Origin of the sequence: Microcoleus sp. AT3-A2 (assembly GCF_036705685.1) — a bacterium.
Taxonomy (GTDB): Bacteria; Cyanobacteriota; Cyanobacteriia; order Cyanobacteriales; family Microcoleaceae; genus Microcoleus.
This window is the reverse complement of record NZ_JAUBVF010000018.1, coordinates 32704-52928: the sequence shown is the minus strand read 5'-3', so window position 1 is coordinate 52928 and position 20225 is coordinate 32704. Positions and strand designations below refer to the sequence as shown.

Annotated in this window: 10 protein-coding genes; 5 read left to right on the top strand and 5 right to left on the bottom strand. The window is 43.9% G+C overall.

Translation table 11 applies throughout. The features are described 5' to 3' along the window. Positions 1-5: 5 nt before the first annotated feature. Both QUB37_RS12985 and QUB37_RS12980 read right to left on the bottom strand, forming a co-directional pair. On the bottom strand, positions 6-2477 hold the full coding sequence (locus QUB37_RS12985; protein WP_333162519.1) for a hypothetical protein: 2472 nt from the start codon (positions 2475-2477) through the stop codon (positions 6-8). Positions 2478-2682: 205 nt separating this feature from the next. Then, positions 2683-2874 (bottom strand): hypothetical protein, encoded by a 192-nt coding sequence (locus QUB37_RS12980; RefSeq protein WP_333162517.1) that lies wholly within the window; start codon positions 2872-2874, stop codon positions 2683-2685. Here QUB37_RS12980 and QUB37_RS12975 point away from each other — a divergent pair. From QUB37_RS12975 to QUB37_RS12960, 4 genes are all read left to right on the top strand, one after another. After that, positions 2873-4096, top strand: a complete 1224-nt coding sequence (locus tag QUB37_RS12975) for a pentapeptide repeat-containing protein (RefSeq protein WP_333162516.1) — start codon at positions 2873-2875, stop codon at positions 4094-4096. The two genes, QUB37_RS12980 and QUB37_RS12975, sit on opposite strands and share 2 nt — an antisense overlap. 238 nt (positions 4097-4334) lie before the next feature. Next, positions 4335-5558, top strand: a complete 1224-nt coding sequence (locus QUB37_RS12970; RefSeq protein WP_333162514.1) for a DUF4159 domain-containing protein — start codon at positions 4335-4337, stop codon at positions 5556-5558. Between the two features lie 784 nt (positions 5559-6342). After that, positions 6343-8646, top strand: a complete 2304-nt coding sequence (locus tag QUB37_RS12965) for a hypothetical protein (protein ID WP_333162513.1) — start codon at positions 6343-6345, stop codon at positions 8644-8646. Beyond that, a complete protein-coding gene (locus QUB37_RS12960; protein ID WP_333162511.1) occupies positions 8630-12103 on the top strand; it encodes a hypothetical protein in 3474 nt (1157 codons plus the stop codon). Before QUB37_RS12965 ends, QUB37_RS12960 begins: the two co-directional genes overlap by 17 nt. Before the next feature lie 130 nt (positions 12104-12233). Here QUB37_RS12960 and QUB37_RS12955 read toward each other — a convergent pair whose 3' ends face one another. From QUB37_RS12955 to QUB37_RS12945, 3 genes are all read right to left on the bottom strand, one after another. Then, positions 12234-12785, bottom strand: coding sequence for a transposase (locus tag QUB37_RS12955; RefSeq protein ID WP_333162509.1), 552 nt, complete (start codon positions 12783-12785; stop codon positions 12234-12236). A gap of 2 nt (positions 12786-12787) precedes the next feature. After that, positions 12788-13180 carry a helix-turn-helix domain-containing protein gene (locus tag QUB37_RS12950; RefSeq protein WP_333162507.1) on the bottom strand — a complete coding sequence of 131 codons (393 nt, stop codon included), beginning with the start codon at positions 13178-13180 and terminating at the stop codon, positions 12788-12790. Between the two features lie 189 nt (positions 13181-13369). Further along, positions 13370-15484 (bottom strand): ATP-binding protein, encoded by a 2115-nt coding sequence (locus tag QUB37_RS12945; RefSeq protein WP_333162505.1) that lies wholly within the window; start codon positions 15482-15484, stop codon positions 13370-13372. A 118-nt stretch (positions 15485-15602) separates the two neighbouring features. Between QUB37_RS12945 and QUB37_RS12940 the strand changes: the two genes are divergently transcribed. Beyond that, positions 15603-20225, top strand: a complete 4623-nt coding sequence (locus tag QUB37_RS12940) for a peptidoglycan-binding protein (protein ID WP_333162503.1) — start codon at positions 15603-15605, stop codon at positions 20223-20225.

Below are 20225 nucleotides of genomic sequence, written 5' to 3'. Positions count from 1 at the left end.
TTTCTTTAGTTATTTTCGCGTGCGGCATTTAGGAGTAAATCTATCATACCTGCATTGCTGTCCATCTCTCGTGTTGTAGGTTTAAATTTAATATCGATAGGATCTGTAATGTAAACGCGACCATCTTCAGCAATTAAAAATTGGAGATCGTCAATATAAATTTTCTTGCGCTGCAAAATCGCCCTAATTTTCTCTAAATCGTCAATACTTTTCTGGTTAAGCAAGCTGATGTCTGCACCGTCAACTCTTTCTGGTATACCACCTATGCTCCGAACAATCCCCTTAGAACCTTGAGCGTACTTTTTCATTATTATAGCAGGACGGCCGTTATGGGTAGTTGTGCCGAGGACTTCAATAGTTTGTAACCCTTGAGATTCGACTTTCTGCAAGGTTTCGATTTCTGTGTTTAATTCTTCAATCTCTCCTCTTCTCAAGATACCAATTGCCAGATCGTTTCGTCCCTGGATGGCATAAACATCTTTGTTCCCTCCACTCCCAATCCGTTCACCTAACACAACATTCTCATATTCTTGCAAATAATCAGAGCGTACCCGAGTTGGTTTTTCGACAATTGTGCGGCGGGTTTTGGTAGGAGATGCTTGTTCGCGCAGTTCGGGAGGCAAATTTTGAAAAATTTCTTCTCTTGTTCGTTTTTGATTTTTAGGAAGCTCCTGAATCGCATCATACTGCTCGCTAGTAACGTAGAATGCTTCTTCCGCTCCTTCTTTAACTGTAGAAATCTTGCCCTTAATGATGCGAATCCAGTATCCTTCAGGACGAGCCATGCCACCCCAAATTCGTGATGCCTCAGCGTCATCTAAAACTTCCAGTCTTTCTTCTTTAAAGAGTTTATAAGCATCGTCAAAATCGGCTCCTAATTCTTGCCTCAAAGAAGCTAATAATTGCGGAGCTCCTGGATCTTTTGCTTTTTCCAACCGCATCGCTTCCTGCAATCGCACGAGTTTCTCTTGGGGAAGGCGAAATAGCACTTGCACCCCTGCCTGGTTCGCGAGTCGTTCCGCAGCCCTGGCTCCAACCAGTAACTGAGCTCCCTCTCTAACAGCTAGTCCCCCATCAATTCCCGCTAAAACCACATTCACCCAGCCCATGATGTAGTTAAATCTGGCCGCACCTGGGTCGGCGAGTAACTGGTTGCCTCCAGCTTGGCCCGTTTTAGCTACCGTATTCAGGTCCGAGGCTTCCTCGAATTCATAAATTGCTTGCCCGATGCCCATTGTCGAGGCGAGAGCCCCCATAACGGCTCCTGGCAATCCTCCGGTAAAGATTGCCGCCACGGTTAATCCGATTTGTGCGAGGAATCCGAAGAATCGAAAAGTATTTTCTCTCTGGCGTTCGCCTTGAAGATATTCGGTGACGGCAGAATTATCTGCTTCTGGAGTTTCTTTGAGGGTTTCCGCGACGAGCGGTTCCAGTCGCTCCGGGCGGATATCTCCTGAATCAATCCCTTTGATGGCGGCTTTGATGTTTGAGCGAATGTTCTCAAATCTATCGTTGAGAGTAGCAAGCAATTGAGCATCGCTGTTGGTTTCTTTAACATCTCCTGCTGTGAGCAAACCCGAAGCTGGGTAGAGTGCGAGTAAGGTGCCCCGCACTTGCTTGATTTCATTGAGTTTGGCTTGGTTTTGAGCTATTAGCGCTTGCAGTTGGGCAGCATTGGGGCCTGTTCCTGGAGGCCCTCCGGCTGTTTCTCGCACTGTCTGCATTCTTAAGCGCACTTGAAAATCAAGACTGCGATTCTCTAGCTGTTTCTGAGTGCTTTCTAATCGCTCGTCGGCTGCTACGACTTGTCGCAAACGTCCCAACGCTTCTGTGTTGTCTTGATTTTGAGATGGATTTTTTTGATATTTAGCTTGTACTCGTAGGATGTGGAGTTCGTTTTCGTATAACTGGGCGAGTGCTTTTCCTCTGAGGCGTCTCTGAAATCGCTCTACTGGGGTGAGGGGCCGGGCGCGATTTCCTGTTGGTTGTCGAGAGGACTTTTCGAGAGGACTTCCACCAGTCCGTACCTTGTTAGCATTAGGGGTGTTTGTTTGGTCAGCCGACGAGTCCGATATGGTGTTTTGCTGTTGAAGGGTCTCGTCAAAAGAGGCGGGAATTGCTGAAAATGCTTCTGTCGTTGCATCTGGAACAGATTTTTGCTTCTGAGGCATCCCAACAGTCGGCTTGTCCTCATTAGCCTTGGAATTTTGCCCGACACCAGGGGTGGCTGTAACTTGACCCCAGTTTACACCCCGCCTGGTTCCAGTCGGTTGTAGCGATCGCGCCATCTCCTCTAAAGAGGGGCCGTAACCCAGATCGCCGTAACCTATATCGCCGTAACCCAAAGATGGGCCGTAAATTGCGCTCCAATCTACTTCTTCCTTTTTGTTTAATGCGCCGCCAAAAGAAGAGGACGAAGAATTAGAGCGAGATTTTTGCGGGTATTGCCATTCCTCGTATTGCCATTCTCCACTCATCAGATCCTTTCTCCCAGCTCGATCTCCACAGAGTTAAAACTCAGCTTAACATCACACCCGTCGCAATACAACCAAAAAACGAGCGATCGCCGTTAAAAATATTTAACCTTTTGAGAACATATTGCCAACAGGGAATCAAATTGATTTAAATAGATCCTATTGCTGGTGCGATCGAGCGCGTGTTGCTTCTTTTTCTGCGAGAGAATTATTTTTGAAATCGGAGAAGAGATGGGGGGCTGCCAATTTCCATCCCGCAAGCAGGCGAAGATTCGCTAGCCCTCAAGTTATCCGTTGTCCTCACTGCTAGATGCAGCACGATCGCGACATTAATGCAGCGATCGATATCAAAAATGTAGGATTGGTATGTAGGTAGTTTACTAATGCTAGTTGAAATCATGAGAAGCCAAATTTTAACCTGCGGGCTAGGGGCGATCGCGCTTTTGTACCTGTTGGGAATGGGGACAGAAGCGCGATCGCAGGATACCTCAGCAGCGCGGCGGCTGCAGGAAACAAGAAACTGCGCGGGATGCAACCTCAGCAACGCCAACCTAGCAAGCGCCTACCTGCACCAAGCCAACCTGAGAAACGCCAACTTAAATAATGCTAACCTGAGTAATGCTGACTTAAGCGGTGCTTACCTGAGAAATGCCAACCTGAGAAATGCTAACCTGCGCGGTGCCAACCTCAGAGGCGCTAATTTAATAAAGGCCGATCTTAGAGGAACAAATCTCAAAGATACTAAACTTAATGACGAAACCGAAATCGATAGCAAGTGGCGCATTGTCTGGGAAATTGTCAACCAACCTGTCAGCGGTAGAGATCTGCGGAAAGCCAATTTAGAAGGTGCAAACTTGAGCAACCTAAACCTCAGTCAAGTTAACCTAGAAAATGCCAGTTTAGTCGGTGCCAACCTCAGCGGCACAAACTTGCAAAACGCCAACTTAAGCAACACCAATTTATCCCAGGCAGATTTGTTTATTGCCGACCTTAAAAATGCCAATCTCAGCAATGCCAATCTCAATAAAGCAAACCTCAGTCAAGCCAACCTCGATCGAACCAACCTCAGTCAAGCAAATCTCCGTCAAGCTAACCTCAATAGCGCTAACTTGCGCGACGCCGATCTGAGCAATACCAACCTAATGTCAGCCAATTTCAGAGAAGCGGAGTTGACTGGAATTAATTTTAATGGAGCCAACTTAAACAACGCTAATTTATTGAATGTCAGATTGAGAAATAATGACTTGGGCAGCACTAATTTGCGGGGTGCTAACCTCGCCGGCGTAAATTTTAGGGGAATTAACCTCAGAGATAGCAATCTGGGTCGAACCAATTTAAATGGCGTGAATTTGAGCGGTGCCGATTTGAGTGGTGCCGAGCTAAAAAGTATTAATTTGCAACAAGCTATTTTGACAAAAACCAACTTGAGAAACGCGAATCTAACAAATGCTAATCTGGTTGATGCTGACTTAAGAGGTGCCGATTTGAGCGATGCTGACTTAAGCGGTGCTAACCTGAAGAATGCCGATTTAACAGGAGCAAAATTAAGTGGAATTATTATAAGCGAGAGCACTAATTTATGCGGCACAATCCTGCCAGACGGCAGCAAACGCCGCTGTTGATAGTCCGTTCGCGCAGCGGCAGGATATCTATATTTCTTTAACCGCAGAGCACTCAGAGGGCGTAGAGTGCAAGGCGACAGAAGAGATAGATAATTGGACTTATAGCAAGATTGGGTTTTGGTCCGGGTAGGGCAAGGCTGACACAATCTTTTTAAGAGAAGTCTATTTGAGAGCGCAAAGGGAGTAAAATTAATAGGAGAATATTTCGCTTTTTATTCATGCTGAATTTTGCCTAAACATGACTCATCAATCTTTTCCACCACCCCCGATCGATCCTTTTAAACGCCTTCATATTTATGACGGTTTGATGATGAACAGGCAACGGTGGCTGTTGGCGCACGATTACCACCGACGCCGCCAAAACCTTCACTATCAATCGCTCAATCAGCCGGGAATTGTTTGCGGATTGGGAGTAAAATTAATTGCTCCGCCTGCTGAAGTGGCAGCAAAATTTCGCGATCGGCGTTGGTTAGAAATCCAACCGGGAATTGCGATTGATGTAGAAGGAAATCCCATCGTTGTTGACGAAGCTATTGACCGAACCTATCGAATTAAAACCGAAGCACCTGTAACCGGAAGTCTGACAGTTTACTTGGTAGTTAGTTACGTAGAACCTGACAATCCCGAACAACAACAAAATACTGAAGTGTTGCGAGAATGGTTCCGATTTGACGAAAAAACTCAGCCTCCAAGTGCCAAAGAAATAGAAGTGTGTCGGATTGAATTGCAACCCGGTACGGTTAAATTAGAAAACCCGAGCGATGTTTTATTTCCTGAGTTTAATCAGTTAGATTTGCGCTACCGCATCCAAGCCCAAGCCAGACCTCAAGCAGTAATAAAAGTGGCTCAGATGAAACAAAAAGAGTCAGATGACGGGTACAATACTGCGAGGCAAAATTTGAGCGATCGCTACCGAGAAAATCTTTCTTTTTTACTCCAATCTTTTGCCGCACTTTACCCGCATTTGCAAGCAGAACCAGGAATCGGACAAGTCAGCTTGCAAACACCAAAATCCGTCGCTCCTTACGATCTGCTTTATCTAGCAGATTGGCAAATAGTTGAACTAGATGAAGCAGAAATTTACGCGCTCAACACTTATTTAAAAACGGGTGGTATCGTTTTAATGGATGCTCCAACTAATAACGAATCTCTAGTCGATAGCATCAACGACATCATTACTCGGGAATTAGAAACTGATTTGCTATCTTGGCAAGAATTGAGCCGGAATCATCCTCTAAGAACTCAACCTTTTTTATTTGCGGCTCTACCGAATATGGATGGCTCGCCCGTGCAAGTTTGGCAAGGAGGTGGAATTATTTTAGTCACCGGCACTTTGTCAAATGCTTGGGGATTAGATGACGAATCGCTGGATCGAAATGACATCCGCACTGCTCAAGAGTTAGGAATCAACTTCCTGCATTTTGCCCTGCGCCGGCGTCAGATGGTGCAGTTGATCCAATAGACTCTGGAACCTATGGAACCAGTTTAATAAATTTTAACGCTCGGCTGCTGCGGGCGATCGTTGCGCAGCAGTCGATCGACATAACATATGGCAATTAATTCAAGCCAAAGAATTAGAAGAGGGTAGTCCGGTAGATGCAATCAGGGTTGTCTTTCTCAACCAAAAAATGACCGAGCGAGAAAAGCGACCGCTTCTAGACATCGGAGCGCAGGTATGGTATTACAATCGGCTTACAATCGGGTTGGGGAAACCGAACTGATTGCGCTGTAAAGCGCTCGATCCCAGACATCGAAGTACGGGTGCGGTACTGCGATCGGGTTGGGGAAACCAAACTGATTGCGTAGTAAAAACGGGTTTGCTGATTCTTATGTATGCGTTTTAGCAAAAAGTAGCTAAACTGATTAGAGCCATTCTTAAAGAACTCAGGAACAGTTGATGACTTTTTGGTTTGACACCAGCATTAGGCGACACATTCTTAAGAAATATGACAAATTTTACCCAAAGAGATTTTGGACGCATCGACAGCTACATCCATCGACTCCTACGGGCGATCGACCGCCAGCTCCCAAATGGGTTATAAATGGGTAAGCAAGTCCGCCTAATTAAACGTCAGATATAGATAGTGACAAAGCTTGCTGTATCAGTCCCCCTTCCTTCTGACTGATGACAAGTGACAATTATCAACTATCAACTATCAATTATCAACTCTTCCTTCTTCCTTCTAATTAACTTGAAAAGCGCCAAAATTTGTAAAAGCAGTCGTTTCCCAACTGGAGAGCAAAAAGTGCCAAATCTTGTAAAAGCAGTCGTTTCCCAACGGGAAATCAGATTAATCCCTGATATCGCCAACGAATCCGGCGATCGAACTGCCAATGGTGAAAATGAATTCGATATAATCGTCGTCAACGAAAGCAAAAAATTTGCCAGCTTTTACATCGAACTATTAGCAATTGGAGCCGACGCAGAATCAAATGTTAAATGGTACAGTCTCGAACCGGAAGTTTCCGCCAAAAAACCCCCAGGCGAACGCACCACTTTTCACGTTATTATCACTAAACCGCCCATCCCCGTATACGATGCAACTATCGAACTAACTTTAAGAGTATTTTCGGTTGAATATCCTCAGATATTTACCAGTCAAAAAATTAATTTGATTGTTGAAAAAGCTCGAAAAGCTTTAAAGCTCCATCTGCCAATTCAAGAATTTAAAGTCCTGCCGGGAGAACAAGTAGAAATTCCAGTTATAGTCTATAATCTCAGCCAAAAAGCCACAGAGGTACAACTCAATATATCCGGCTTAGATCCCGAATGGATCGATCGAGGAACCGAACAAAGATTGCAAATAGATGCAGGAGATTACCAACAAACAAGTTTTTGGTGCCAGCCTCAAAAAACTACTCAAGCTCTCAGCCAAGCCTATAATTTCACAATTGAAGCCAAATCCGACACCAGCACTCGCAATCCCCGCGAACAAGGAATTTTAGAAATTTTGCCCCTGGGAAATGTCGAGTTTATTTGCAAACAAAAACTGCAAAAAATTCCAGTTATCAAAGTAAAAGGTGCTAAAAAACAACCTAAATTTGCTACTTACGAATTGGAATTCGCCAACTACAGCAATTTACCCCAACAAGTCAACCTGCAAATTTCCGCAAAAGATGTACAACAGTGCGGTTTAAAGATACCCGAACCAATACAACTCGAACCCGGTGAAATCAAACCGATGTACTTGGTGGCAAAAAAGCGACGCCCTTGGTGGCGGCTAAAACGACGGCTATTATTTGAAGTATCGCCGATTTTAACTAATCCTTATACGGCAGAACCAGACCCGCAAATTCGCTCAAATCCCAGCACCAAAGTTTTGGAACTGCAAATTTTACCAATTATTCCATTTTGGCTGCAACTACTTGGGTTACTTTTACTGCTGTTGCTACTTTGGTTGTTGTGGTATCTCAATCCCCAGGATTATCATAAAGGTCCCGTCCATTCCGTTCGTTTGATCGGCAATAGTAGCTTAGTTGTCAGCGGTTCCAGCGACCAAACTATTCGACTTTGGCAAGTCGATCGAAGTCCTTGGCAAATAGATACGCGCCGTCTTAAATATGAAGGTTTTATTGCTGAAGAAACTGGAAAAGCCGTGCGCGTCATTCACCAAAGCCCCAGAGAAGATTATGTGATTGCTTCTGGCTTAGAAAGCGGGGACATTAAGCTCTGGGATGTATTATCAAAGACAGATACGCGCTCTATTTATCAAGGAACAGATCGCGTTTTTGCTCTAACTTTTAGCAAAGATTCCAGCTATTTGTTCAGCGGTCACGGCAGTGGATTAGTGCGCGGGTGGAATCTAGAAAAATCCGCAAAGAGCGAGCCTAAAATTGCCCGTCCTGGCTTTACGATTTATGCGATGAGTATTAGCGAAAATCTGCAAAAGCAAGCCAGTAATCTAGTGGCGATCGCCGGACGGTACAATAAATTATCCTTGTGGGACTGGTATAATCGCCGCATTTACGAACTCAAATACTTTTGGCAAGATGGGCGAGAAGAACGAAAATTTTCTCCTATTATAGGGCAACACCAATACATCGATAGTTTGACAATTGCCGACCCTCAAAGCCTAATGGCTTCATCCGATAACGAAGGACATATTAGTTTGTGGGATATGGATAAAATTCGCCAATGTATTAATAAATCTGTAGCAGTCCTTAAAAACAGCGATCGCACTCAGCCCAAAACAGATGGTTTTGGAAATTTAGTTGTTCCTTTAGAGTGCGACGATGCTATTATAGATCGATGGCATCAAGGTCACGGCAACCAACCCGTTCGAGCCGTTGCCTTAAGCCAAAATGGTTGTTACCTAGCCAGCGGGGGAGATGATGGACGAGTCATACTTTGGCCGTTGGAAAACCGCAAGCGTTCGCCTCAATACCCAGATGGAAAAATCATCGCCGAATTTCCGGGTGTCAGACTCAACAGCGTTGACATTAAAGCATTAGATGATAACCTGTTTATCGCAACCGGTGACGATCGAAATCGAGTCAGACTATATCGCGTTCAGGGGATAAACGAAAATGACAATGCAAATTGCCAATAACCCTCTATTCATCGAAGACCTTTCAACAGAAGCAAATGAAATTATACGAGGAACGGCTGTTAAGCGCGACATAGTTGTCATAAATTTAGGCGAGAAAAAAGCAGACATCGATATTTGGATTGCCGTGGGGGATGCCAAATCTGAACCTTTGCTGCGTTGGTGTACTTTCAGCAGACCAAACCCCCTAAGATTAGAGCCAAAAGAAAAGTGCGAAGTCACCTTATTTTTTGAAGTTCCGCCCCAAGCAAATCCGGGTTTGTACAACTATGACATTTTAATCGAAGCTCCTTTTCAATACCCCGACAAACTCTTTCGCCGCCCCCAGCAACTGCGGGTTTCGCGTTCGGATCGCGATGGAGAATGGGACACCGAACCGGGATTTACCCTGCAACCATTAACCAGTTCGACTAATCCTTACCTTCTCCAAGCAGGAGATAAATTAGAAGTCAAAGTTATTGTGGAGAATCGCTCTAAAAGAGTCGATCGATTTTATGTAAGTTGTCCCGAATTAACCCACGATTGGTACAGCATCCGCTATCCAGAAAGCGGCATCGAAACTGCTGGGATGGTACAAGAAACTGATGGTTTGCAACTCAACCCAGGGAATACAGGTGAAATTACTTTAATCTTGCATCCCCCGGAATTTACTCTAGCTGGTAATTACTTTCCAACTGTTCGCTTGATTTCCAGCAACCGAGAAGATTTAGTCCTGCTGGATGTGGTATATTTGCAACTGCTTAGCGATGAAAGATTGGATGTCCAAGTGCGTCCGCTGTTGCTGAGAATCCCAACGCAAGATGAAAGATTTGAAGTTGAGCTAACTAACCAAGGTAATATTACTCGCGAAATCGCGATCGACGCAAGCGATCGCGAGCAACTTTTTAGCTATACCCCCGAATTTCCTGCCGTACTCCTAACGCCTAAATCTACCAGCAATATTCTCTTTAAACTGCAACCTCGCAAGTGGTGGCGACGTCCTTTGTGGGGAAAAGCACTAGAATTTAATTTTGACATCCAACTGGAAAATAACCATGTTTTACTTCTCCCCGAACCTCTGAAACTTTCAGCGCTACCCAAAGAACTTCCCCAAGGAACTTTGATATGGGAACCCCGTCCTTGGTGGCAGTTTTTGTTACCATTTTTATTATTACTATTATTGCTATTGGGACTGATTTCAGTTGGCGCATTTCTGTTATGGCAGAAATTTTTAATTCAGCCCAAAATCGATCGAGTGGAACCAGTAGCAAAAGTTTATCAAGAAATTGCAGGTAAGCCGATTAATTTTAATTTAACTCTGAGAAATTGGCGTAATTGGGAGTTTAAAAACTGGAAGTTTCAAAAAACTAGCAAGCTGGCGATGGTAAAAATTATTCCTCAAAGTCGTGAAGGAACTGGTATAATTATCAGTTACAGTTATAACGAATTACTAAAATTTTGCCAGCCGATCGACGATCGACTCAATTGCAAAAATCTACCGACTGAAACCAAAAAAGCCGGCGATTATACTTTCAAAATTGAAGCTTATCCCCTACGTCAAAACAAGCCTTCAGATACAAAAGAAACAAATACAATTACAATTCAACCAATCGATACACCCAAAATTATTCAATTCTCTACAGATCGACCAATTTATCGAGAAGGTCTCAAAGAACAGGTGGTTTTAAATTGGAAAATCAGTAATCCCGATCGCATACAAAATTTAATTCTAACTCAGCAAAGTAATAATGCTTCGCCCGTGAAGAAAACTTTCATTCGCTGCAACCCTCAAAACTCGCAAACTCAAGGGCTGCCAGCAAATACGGAAAGTATTGAAAAAATAGACGGTCGAGAGTTTCTCGTTTGCCAAGGAGTAGCTGCAAATGTTACCCAACCTGGAAATTATATTTTCAAACTCGAAGTATTTTCCAAGCAAAATCCCACTCAAGTTTCAGATACCAAACAAACCGACACTATCACCCTTCAAGCTTTGCCTGTTCCCAAAGTTATTGGCAAAATCTTGCCTAACAAATCTACTTACGAGTATCAAGAACCCGTGTTTTTAAGTTGGCAAGTCAGCCACCCAAGCCAAATCAAAGAATTGAGAATTATTCAGCAGGGAAGCGATGGTTCAACGGTTCAAAATAGTTTGTCGCTAAATCAGTGTGAAATTCAGCGATCGATTCGCGAACTTACTGAACCAAATAGTCCGGGAATTATTCAACAAAATAATGCGGGAATTATTCAACAGAATAGCCCGGAGGTTACTCAACAGAATAGTCGGGCAATTACGCAACAAAATAGTTCGGGAATTCTTCAACAGAATACTTCGGGAATTCTTCAACAGAATAATGGGGAGGTTACTCAACAGAATAGTTCGGGAATTATTCAACAGAATAATCGACAAATTACTCAAAAGAATAATTTTCCAACAACTGAACCTGCGAATACCTCGGATATAGCTATCTGTGAAAATATTCGCGTTATACCTACGGCAGCAGGAAGTTATACTTACAAATTGGAAGTATTTCCCGCGCCCAACTCCGCTCGACCTTCTGATATTAGAGGAACGGATTCTATCACAGTTAAACCCTTACCCGTACCGAAAATTACCCAAATTTCATCGAGTAAACCCTTTTATGAAGCTGCTAAAAATGAAGAGATTTTACTCAATTGGCAAATTAGCGAGGCCGATCGAATCAAAGAATTAAGGCTGATAAGCTTAGCAGCAGATGGTTCGGTTAACAGCCAATTAAAACGCTATCCAGTTATTAATAATAGCTTGCCCTCAGAGCTAAGAAATTTTTGTACTTTAACAGCCAATTTGATTTGCCAAAATCTGCCTACTGGTGCCAAACAAGCGGGTGACTATACGTTTAAATTAAGTGTAATTCCCAAGCAAGCATCGGGAGATACAGAAATTGCTCAAAACCTACCGACTGTTAAGATTAAACCCGTACCGCCCAAGCCAGCTACTCCCGCCAATATTATTTATTTTCGAGTCAACGGTCGAGATGTTAGCGAAAAGCCCAAATACGTTTATGAAATTAACAAAGACAGAAAGCCTGTTGATATTATTGTATCTTGGAAAGTAGAAGATGGGGAAGATATTAAAGTTGAATTATTGCCACTGGGAGATGTCCCCAAACCGGAAGGTGCTAAAACTTTGACGCTTAGCAAGCCTCCCAGCAGCGTTACAATTACTTTGAGAGTAACTAATAAAGCTGGCGAACAAAAAATGCAATCAGTTACGATCGATACTATTGAACCCAGCTTTTTAACTCAACCCCAAACACCAACAGCCGGAGGAACCGCACCTGGAGAAACTGCACCTGGAGGAATTGCGCCTAGAGGAACAGCACCTGAAGGAACTGCACCTGGAGGAACTGCATCGGGAGGAACTCCACCTGGAAGTGCTTCGCCATCACCTTCCACTCCGGATAGACTGTCGCCAATTGAATTGCCACCTAAACCGGATTGATGTTTGTTTGGGGTGCGATCGCGGTTCCTGCCCTTCGACTATGCTCAGGAACCGCGTAGTCGAAGGGGTGCGCATAGAGCCCGCCCCTACAGGTTATTGAAAATGGTGCAAGATACAGCGGTTCCCGCTGTTATGAAGTACAATAGCAACAATTAGCAAACCAATTTCTTAAATGTTGAGGATTAATTAAGTTGAGGGCAACTGCAATTATTTGATCGATCATGGACGTAGTAGTTGGAGTGAACATACGCAAAAAAGATTTGAGTTGCGACAACCATTGCTCTATTGGGTTAAAATCGGGAGAGTATGGAGATAAACAAATAATACTCGCTCCTACAGATTCAATCATTGGCTTGATTGATGCTAATTTATGGGCGGGTAAATTATCCATCACTACTACCGCTCCTTCCCATAATTTAGGACATAAGAAATGCTGAATAAATATAGCAAATGCCTGTCCATCCATTGAATCATTCATTGTCATCAATGCTAACACTTTATTCATACTAATTGCGCCAATAGCTGTGACTTTACCACCCCGATAAAATGCTTTTTTTTGGTATGCTCTTGTCCCGCGTTGTGAACGTGCATGAGTTCTACTTAGTCCTAGTAGGATACCAGTTTCATCCAAAAATACTAAATTTTCTGGCTCGATATCTTTGATCTTTTCCCAATACTCCACTCTCAATTTTTGGACTCTTTCAGTCCCGGCTTGACTACTGCGCCATGTTTTTTTTTACGATTGAGTCCTAATTTCTGTAGGTAGCGACACATTGCCGTCCGACTCACCCAATTTCCCGTCTTAATAGCAAATAATTCACATAGCTCTACCAAAGTAGCATCTTGATGCTCAGCCACCAGTATTCTGATGATTGCTTCCGCATTTGCTAGGTGACTGAATTGTGGTTTACCCCTCTGTTTAGGTTGTAAATTTCCATCGATTTGTTGTTGTTTTACCAGTTTTTGTACAAGACTTTTGCTGACACCAAACGTGATGGCTACTTTCCTAATTGACATCTTTTGGGCCAAATGTGCTATCACTATTTTTTTTCGGAGATCGAGGGAATATGTTTTCATTAGTTTTGAATACAAAATGATATTTTGTTATTATTTATTGTACCATGATACAGCGGTTCCCGCTGTATCAGTCAGAACCAAAATCCTCGATAATCATTCTAGAAATTCGTCTGACGCACCCTACAAATCGATGGAGTGTGACAGTTAGGATTGCTATATATGCGTTTGGTTTGCAGTTCCTCAAAAATGTTACACCCAACCTTTAACTTCCGCATCAGTCAGCATTCTCTCCAACTTAACATACTCAACCTGAGTCGCAATTAATAAGTGTTTCATCATCACCGACTCCCCAGCATCTGCTGCCATAAAAGCTGCATTCAAGGCAATATTGCGAATATTCCCGCCTGCTACATTTAACCGCCCTAATTTGCCAAAATCTAATCCATCTGTAGGCGTATTTTTCGGGAAAATTCGCCGCCAAATTTCCGCCCGCTCTTGAGTATCTGGGAAAGGATACTTCACCACAAATCTAATCCGTCGCAGAAAAGCTGTATCTAAAGAATCTTTTAAATTTGTCGTTAAAATCGCTAAACCTTGGTAAGATTCCATCCGTTGTAACAGGTAGCTAACTTCCATATTAGCATAACGATCGTGACTGTCTTTAACATCCGAACGTTTGCCAAAAATCGCGTCAGCTTCGTCAAATAACAAAATTGTCGATCCACCTTCAGCAGCATCGAAAACCCGGCGCAAATTTTTCTCAGTTTCACCAATATATTTGCTAACTACAGAACTTAAGTCAATCCGGTAAAGATCCAATTGTAATTCTCCAGCTAATACCTCTGCTGACATTGTTTTTCCAGTCCCAGACGTTCCAGCAAATAAAGCGCTAATTCCCAAACCTCTTCCTCCTCTACTAGCAAATCCCCATTGTGAATAAACTTTGGTGCGTTGTCTGACGTGAGCCGCAATTTCTCGTAAGGTATTGCGCGCTGTTTCTGGTAAGACTAAATCATCCCAAGTTTCAGCGGGTATAATGCGTTGCGCCAACTCATCTAAACGAGGACGAGATTGAGTGCGACAGGTGTCCCACAATCGATTATATATAGCAGTAGTCGGGTTTATTTCAATTGTTTGTTGTGGGGCCAAGTTATCTGTAAAATCCGTCCCAACTATTTCAGGAGTTTGACCGATCGCTTCGTCACAAACAGCATAAATTGTTAGGGCATTGAGGTTGAATTGTTCTACTAATAATTCTATGTGTCCGTTGAGAGTTGGTGCGATTTCTCCTAAAGCATTATGCCAGATATTTAGTTGTTCTTGTTTAGTGGGAGGATGCACATCAAAAGTGATGAAAGGACACCTGGTTGCTCGACGTTTTTCTGGTGCTGTTATAATTAACGGACTGGTAATATTGGCGATAAACTGAGCGATTGCATTCTCTTTAGCTGCGTCTTGGAGTTCCATTTCATCGCAGTCTAATAGCAAAGCATATTGACTGAGCTTCACTTCTCGCTGCCACAGTAATATTAAGCTGTTCAATTCGGCAGTAACGGTCGGAATTACAGCGGTAGATATGACGGCTAATTTCAGATTTGCTATTTCACAGGCAGCAAGCGCTATTTCGGTTTTAGATGCTACTTCGCTGCCGCATAATTGTACTATCGGTAGTGGACGATCGCTAATTGGGAATGAGGCAAAAGAAAAATTGCTTTGCGGGTATATTCCGTTGTTCCTCCAAATTGCTGCTATTTGGGATGCTAAGGTGAAGTGTGACTCGGTTAACGACTTCCTGGGCGATCGCACCAATTTATCGCTTACGGGTATGTGTTCTATAATACCTTTCAACGCTTCATCCAAACAATCGACTCCCATTAAATAGTGCAAAATACGCTCGTTAATTCGCAACGGGCTATAGGTAAGAGTTGTACCGCCGCGCACAACTTCAATTAAGTGCCAGTTGCGTAGCGGACGATCTGGAGAAATAGCATTCCAATGGGGTGCGGTCAAAGCTAACATTGCCAGATTAAATGTAGGATAGCTTAGTTGCGGGTCTCTCTGAGCATCGGCGTACAAACAATCAAAGTTAGCCTGTAATTCCAGGCCAACACATAGCACCAGTATATCTTGCTCAAAATTTGATAAATTAAATCGAGTTGCTAGTTTTTGTAATGCTGGTGGGGCAGGCATTGCTGACGCAGCCTCCATCAGTTCCAATCTAGCTTGTTCTACCTTTAACGAGGGCAGGCGATTTTCTGGCTCTCTAATATAACTTAATAATATTTGTTCGATAAGTGCGATCGATGCCATCAAGTATTTAATATTGGCATCCCGCCATTGGCTGGTTGGTTTAACAACGTTCATCGTTAGTTTGGGTAGAAACCCCGTCACAAGCTTGACGGCTTTACAAGGAATGTGCTGTGATGTATGATCTTAAACTTAAGTTTAACTCTTAAGAGCATAGACTGGGAGAAAAAGCCCGATGACCAAAGAATGGGAAGAAAAGCAAAAACCAGGCTCGGATTCTTTGTCCGGAAAATTAAATAGCGCATCAAACAAAGAAGTAGATCGTAGCGCAGCTTACGGCCCATCTCTAGGGTACGGCGATTTGGGGTACGGCGATCTGGGTTACGGCCCATCTTTGGAAGAGAAGGCGAACTCGCTGCAACCGACTGGGACTAGGCGTTCGGCAAACTTCAGTCGAATCACCGCCGCGCCTAGTGATGAACTTGCTACGCCCACCAAGGATGGTAAACCCTTGGTCAAGGAAAACTTTAAGAATGATGATTTAACGAACAACAACAAACACGCTTCCAAAGGCGATGATAAATCTCCGGGTGGCGATTTCCAAGAAAATTTGATATCTACAACCTTTTTGGCAGGCGAGAATTATATAATTGAAGTACCCGCCGGCCTAAAAGTTGACGATCCGCGCTTCACTTTTGAGATTCAAGTAAAAATATTGGTAGAACAGTTTAATTTTGAAGTAAATGACGCTAGAGAGCTAATTAAATATCTATCCCAACAAGGTTTATCTACAGGAATCAATGTGGTAGGGTATTCCGCAAAAAAACCGGACGGACGGCGCGTTGCTGCTGTGAATGCAAGCAAAGATACGGCTAATTATTATCGAAAAGAGGCGGCCTATCGACGCCAAAGAAAAGTGAACGCACAGAGAGAACAACAGCGATTAGATGTACAGAGAAAACAAGAACTCTCTAACCTACGGCAATCCTACGTTAAAGGATTACGGCAATATAGTTCAGACGTAAGAAACCACCTGAATCAATTATTTTTATCTCTGAGTGCAGAACACAGACAAAATATTGAAGCGAAGACTGACGAATTATATAGAAAAATAGAAAGTAGTGACTTGAATCTAGAGTTGCGTGAGGCGATTCGGATTGCTGTGATGAATCAATGGTTCCGGCCAAACGTAGAAAAGATTTTGAATGGAAAACCACCTGCCCCAAACCCAAGTCGTCCCGCAGCAACCCCTCCTCAAAATAAAAATACTCGGCCACCTAGCTCAAATCTCAAGCAACCAGCGACTAGCCAACCAAGACAATCAGCGACTAACCAACCAAGACAACCAGCGGCTAACCAACCAAGACAACCAGCGGCTAACCAACCAAGACAACTAGGTGCTGAAAGTAACAACGATCGCACTCGTTGGCAAGCCACAGCCAGATCGTTTCAAGAACAATTTGCCACCAATTACAGCCGCGAGCAAATTATCGTCATTCAACGGTTGGTGGGCGCAACACCTGATGGAAATTATGGAGAAGAAACAGCACAAAAGGTTTATCAGTGGCAGCAAAACCATCGAGTACCCAATCCCGATGGTTTAGTCGGAGATGTAACGCACAGGGCAATGGTGGCTCAACTACGCACAACCAATACTGCGGCGGCCGATATTTTATCACCACAGCAAAAAGCACCTCCACCGCCAATCGCAGCACCAACTAACCCCGTTCGTAACGCAACAGACAGCAGAACGCAACTGGAAGCATTTTCTCCAGCCATCAAGACTTTATTAAGCAGGCAAGAAACTTCTCAAACAGAAAATTACCCGCAACTGCTGAGGGTGGGAAATAAACTACAGCAACTACCCCCAGAAGAGTTTGAATATATTTATCAACCTTTTGCCAGCAATCTGGCAGGGGATCTGACTGGGCTAGAGCGTTCAATTGATATCTTTACCAATACCCGCAGCCAAGTAATTGCCGAACTGCAATCGCCAGGAAGAACTTACTTGGGGCAAAGAGTAAACACCACGCTCTTTGGAGAAAAACCCCTCACCTCAAACCCGGCGTGGCAACAAGTTTTAAAAGACTTGATTGCTTCAGTTTTACAATCACCAAATCACGCACCTGAAATACTAGGCGAAGTTTTTGACTTTCTCAAGGAACACTGGGTTCAATTTGTAGGGTTAACAGTTGCTTTAATCGGCGCACAAGCATCTGTTGCTGCCTTAACTGGCATTCCGGAACCTACTTTTCTGAGCAAGGTACTAGCTGTGGCTCTTCAAGGTTTTATCCTAGCTGTTTATGGGGTTGGGATTGTAGTGTCAGTGGAAGGTACGATCGATGAGTTAATGAATTGGTGGAATGCCGCATCAACTGCCAACGGAAATCCCGAACAAATTGCCTCTGCATCCCGTGCCTTCCTGCGTATGGTAGGGAATTTGACCCTATTAATTATTTCCTCCAAACAGTTTCAGGATCAGCTAAAACCGGAAAAACTGGCAAGACTCCAAGCAATGCTTAACCGTCGGCAGCAGATGACCCGACTGCCTAACACCCATGAAGGTTCCACAATAGACCTGGTTCCAGATCCCGCTAACCCCAACAGTTATGTTTACAGATTGCAGCCTAACCCCAATGCTCAAAAGCTTCCACCGTCGTCTAGTCCTTCTATCGATATAACCAACCAAACACCGCCCGCGCCCAGGCCAAGTGGGGGAGGAGGTTCAGGAATAATTCCTACTCGACCTGCATCAATTCCTTCAACTTCACCCACCACTCCGGGGCGATCAACCCCGCCAGCATCTACCGGGCAAATAGCTAATCCGGAGCAAACACTCCCACAACAGGTACAACAGCCTCAAGTTCCTGATACTTTTCTCCCACCTGTGACTGCCGGGGGAGAATTAACACCGCCAACTTCTTCGAGCCCTGTTACTAATCCGAATCAAACAACTTTTGCTGACCCGCCCCAGCCTCCAAATCTCAGTATTTTGCCCCCACAGACTACTGACGGACAATTAGTTGTTCCTTCTTCTCAAAGCACAGCGGGAGTCGAACAACCGTCAACTCAGCAGCATCAGCCGACTGGTGAAACTTCCCAACCTTCAACACCTCAGAGCGAATCAATTCCGCTTCAGGAGGTTCCAGAGGCTATAAGAATATTGCTTTCCACGACTCTGGGTAGGGAATTAAGCCAAGTCCAAGCCCGATCCGCCATTCAGGGTAACTTGGACCATCAAGACATAGAGCGATTAGTTCAATCTGCCGGAAGCTGGAATCGGGTCAAGCTCAACTACGTTGACTATGAAGGTTTGATGAGAGCAATCATTCAATACCGAGAGAGGGTAGTTTTTGAAACCGTTACTGAAGTTTTTAACAGTAACGAGGAATTTCAGCAACTTGATACGTTAATAACAGGTGACGGGCAAGTTCTGGGTAATGTGACAGAAATGGTCGCGGCAGGAAGTACGGACCTGACATCGGACTACGATGTTACTTTTTCTGCTGGGGCTGGGAACGAAGAACTAGAAATTTTGGCGGTCGAAAGATTTAATGAAGTCTTCCGCAGGGACTGGGGGCTAGAGTCGGGTATTATCTTTGATACTAATGTTTACACCTCTGGTCATATGCGATCTGCTGCCTTTAAAGGTGACGGGGCGAAGTTGAATTTGGTGAATAAGTTAGCGAAGGAGTTAAAAAAAATTGCTGGGCAAGAAAATCCACCAGATAAAAAGCAAAGGGCAGAAATTAATAACTTAGTTGCCGAAATCAATGGTATAAAAAATGTAGAAATTACTACGAGTCTGGCTCCGCTAGAAGTGAATAATTTTGACGTATTTACACAGCAAATTACAAGATTGCAAGCTCGTTTAACAGAAAAGGTCAAACAACAGTACCAAAACAGCAAAAACGCCTACGGAGCCGGGCCAGAGTTTGATGAATTAGCTACGGTTATGTCGCTAGTCCACATGAGGGAATTTTGGAATCAAGGACAACCCCCCGGTGCAGACTGGGCTCATGTTGAGAACCGGATGCTGGGCGAGCAAGTGCCTGAAAATGTGAGAAATTTGAACAGGGCACGGCTCAATCGAGCTGGCGATCTCCACACACAGTTGGTCAGTGAACGTCGTAGCAAAATTGAAAATTTGCGACAGGAGAACCCCAATCTAGCAAACAATGAAGCTAATCTAGAAATGAGGGCGAACAACCTGCTTGAAGTAGAATATCTCTACCAAGTGAGGGATAAACTAACTCAAATTCGAGCCGCTGAGCAAAGCGGACAGGGTTCCGAACAGGTAGAAGGATTAAAATTGGAATTGCAAGAACTGCAAAGCAAAGTATTGTTTTTTGCCAACGAAGCTTATATGACCGCTATTTCTGCCGAGCAAGTAGTACTCAACCAACAAATTGGTTTGAATGTTAAGTTACCTACAGCTCAGTACCTAGCCTCAATTAACGAGCAAACGGCTTTTGTCGGAGAGCAGCTCGCTCACATGCAGGGTAACTTTGGCAAAGCGCTGTGGAAAACTGCCAAATATGTTGACCGGATTTTAGCAGCAGTAGATACTATTTACGCTCAAACCGATCGACGAGTACCAAGTCAGGAGGTAATGGCTAGAGTAAACCAATTAAGACCCTTGGTCGCACAGCTACTTGATATTAAGAAAAATCCCAAAAACAACCCCGACCTCACGACAGATGCTCAAAAAAATCAAGCCGCCGCAAACTTGGCTCAGGATAATCGGTCAGTGTTAGGAGCGGATACAGCCGAACTAGGGCGGATAATCTTGGATTTGCAAACTGATGTATATTTAGAAATGCAGAACTACTTGAATCTCCCAAATCAAAACCAGTAG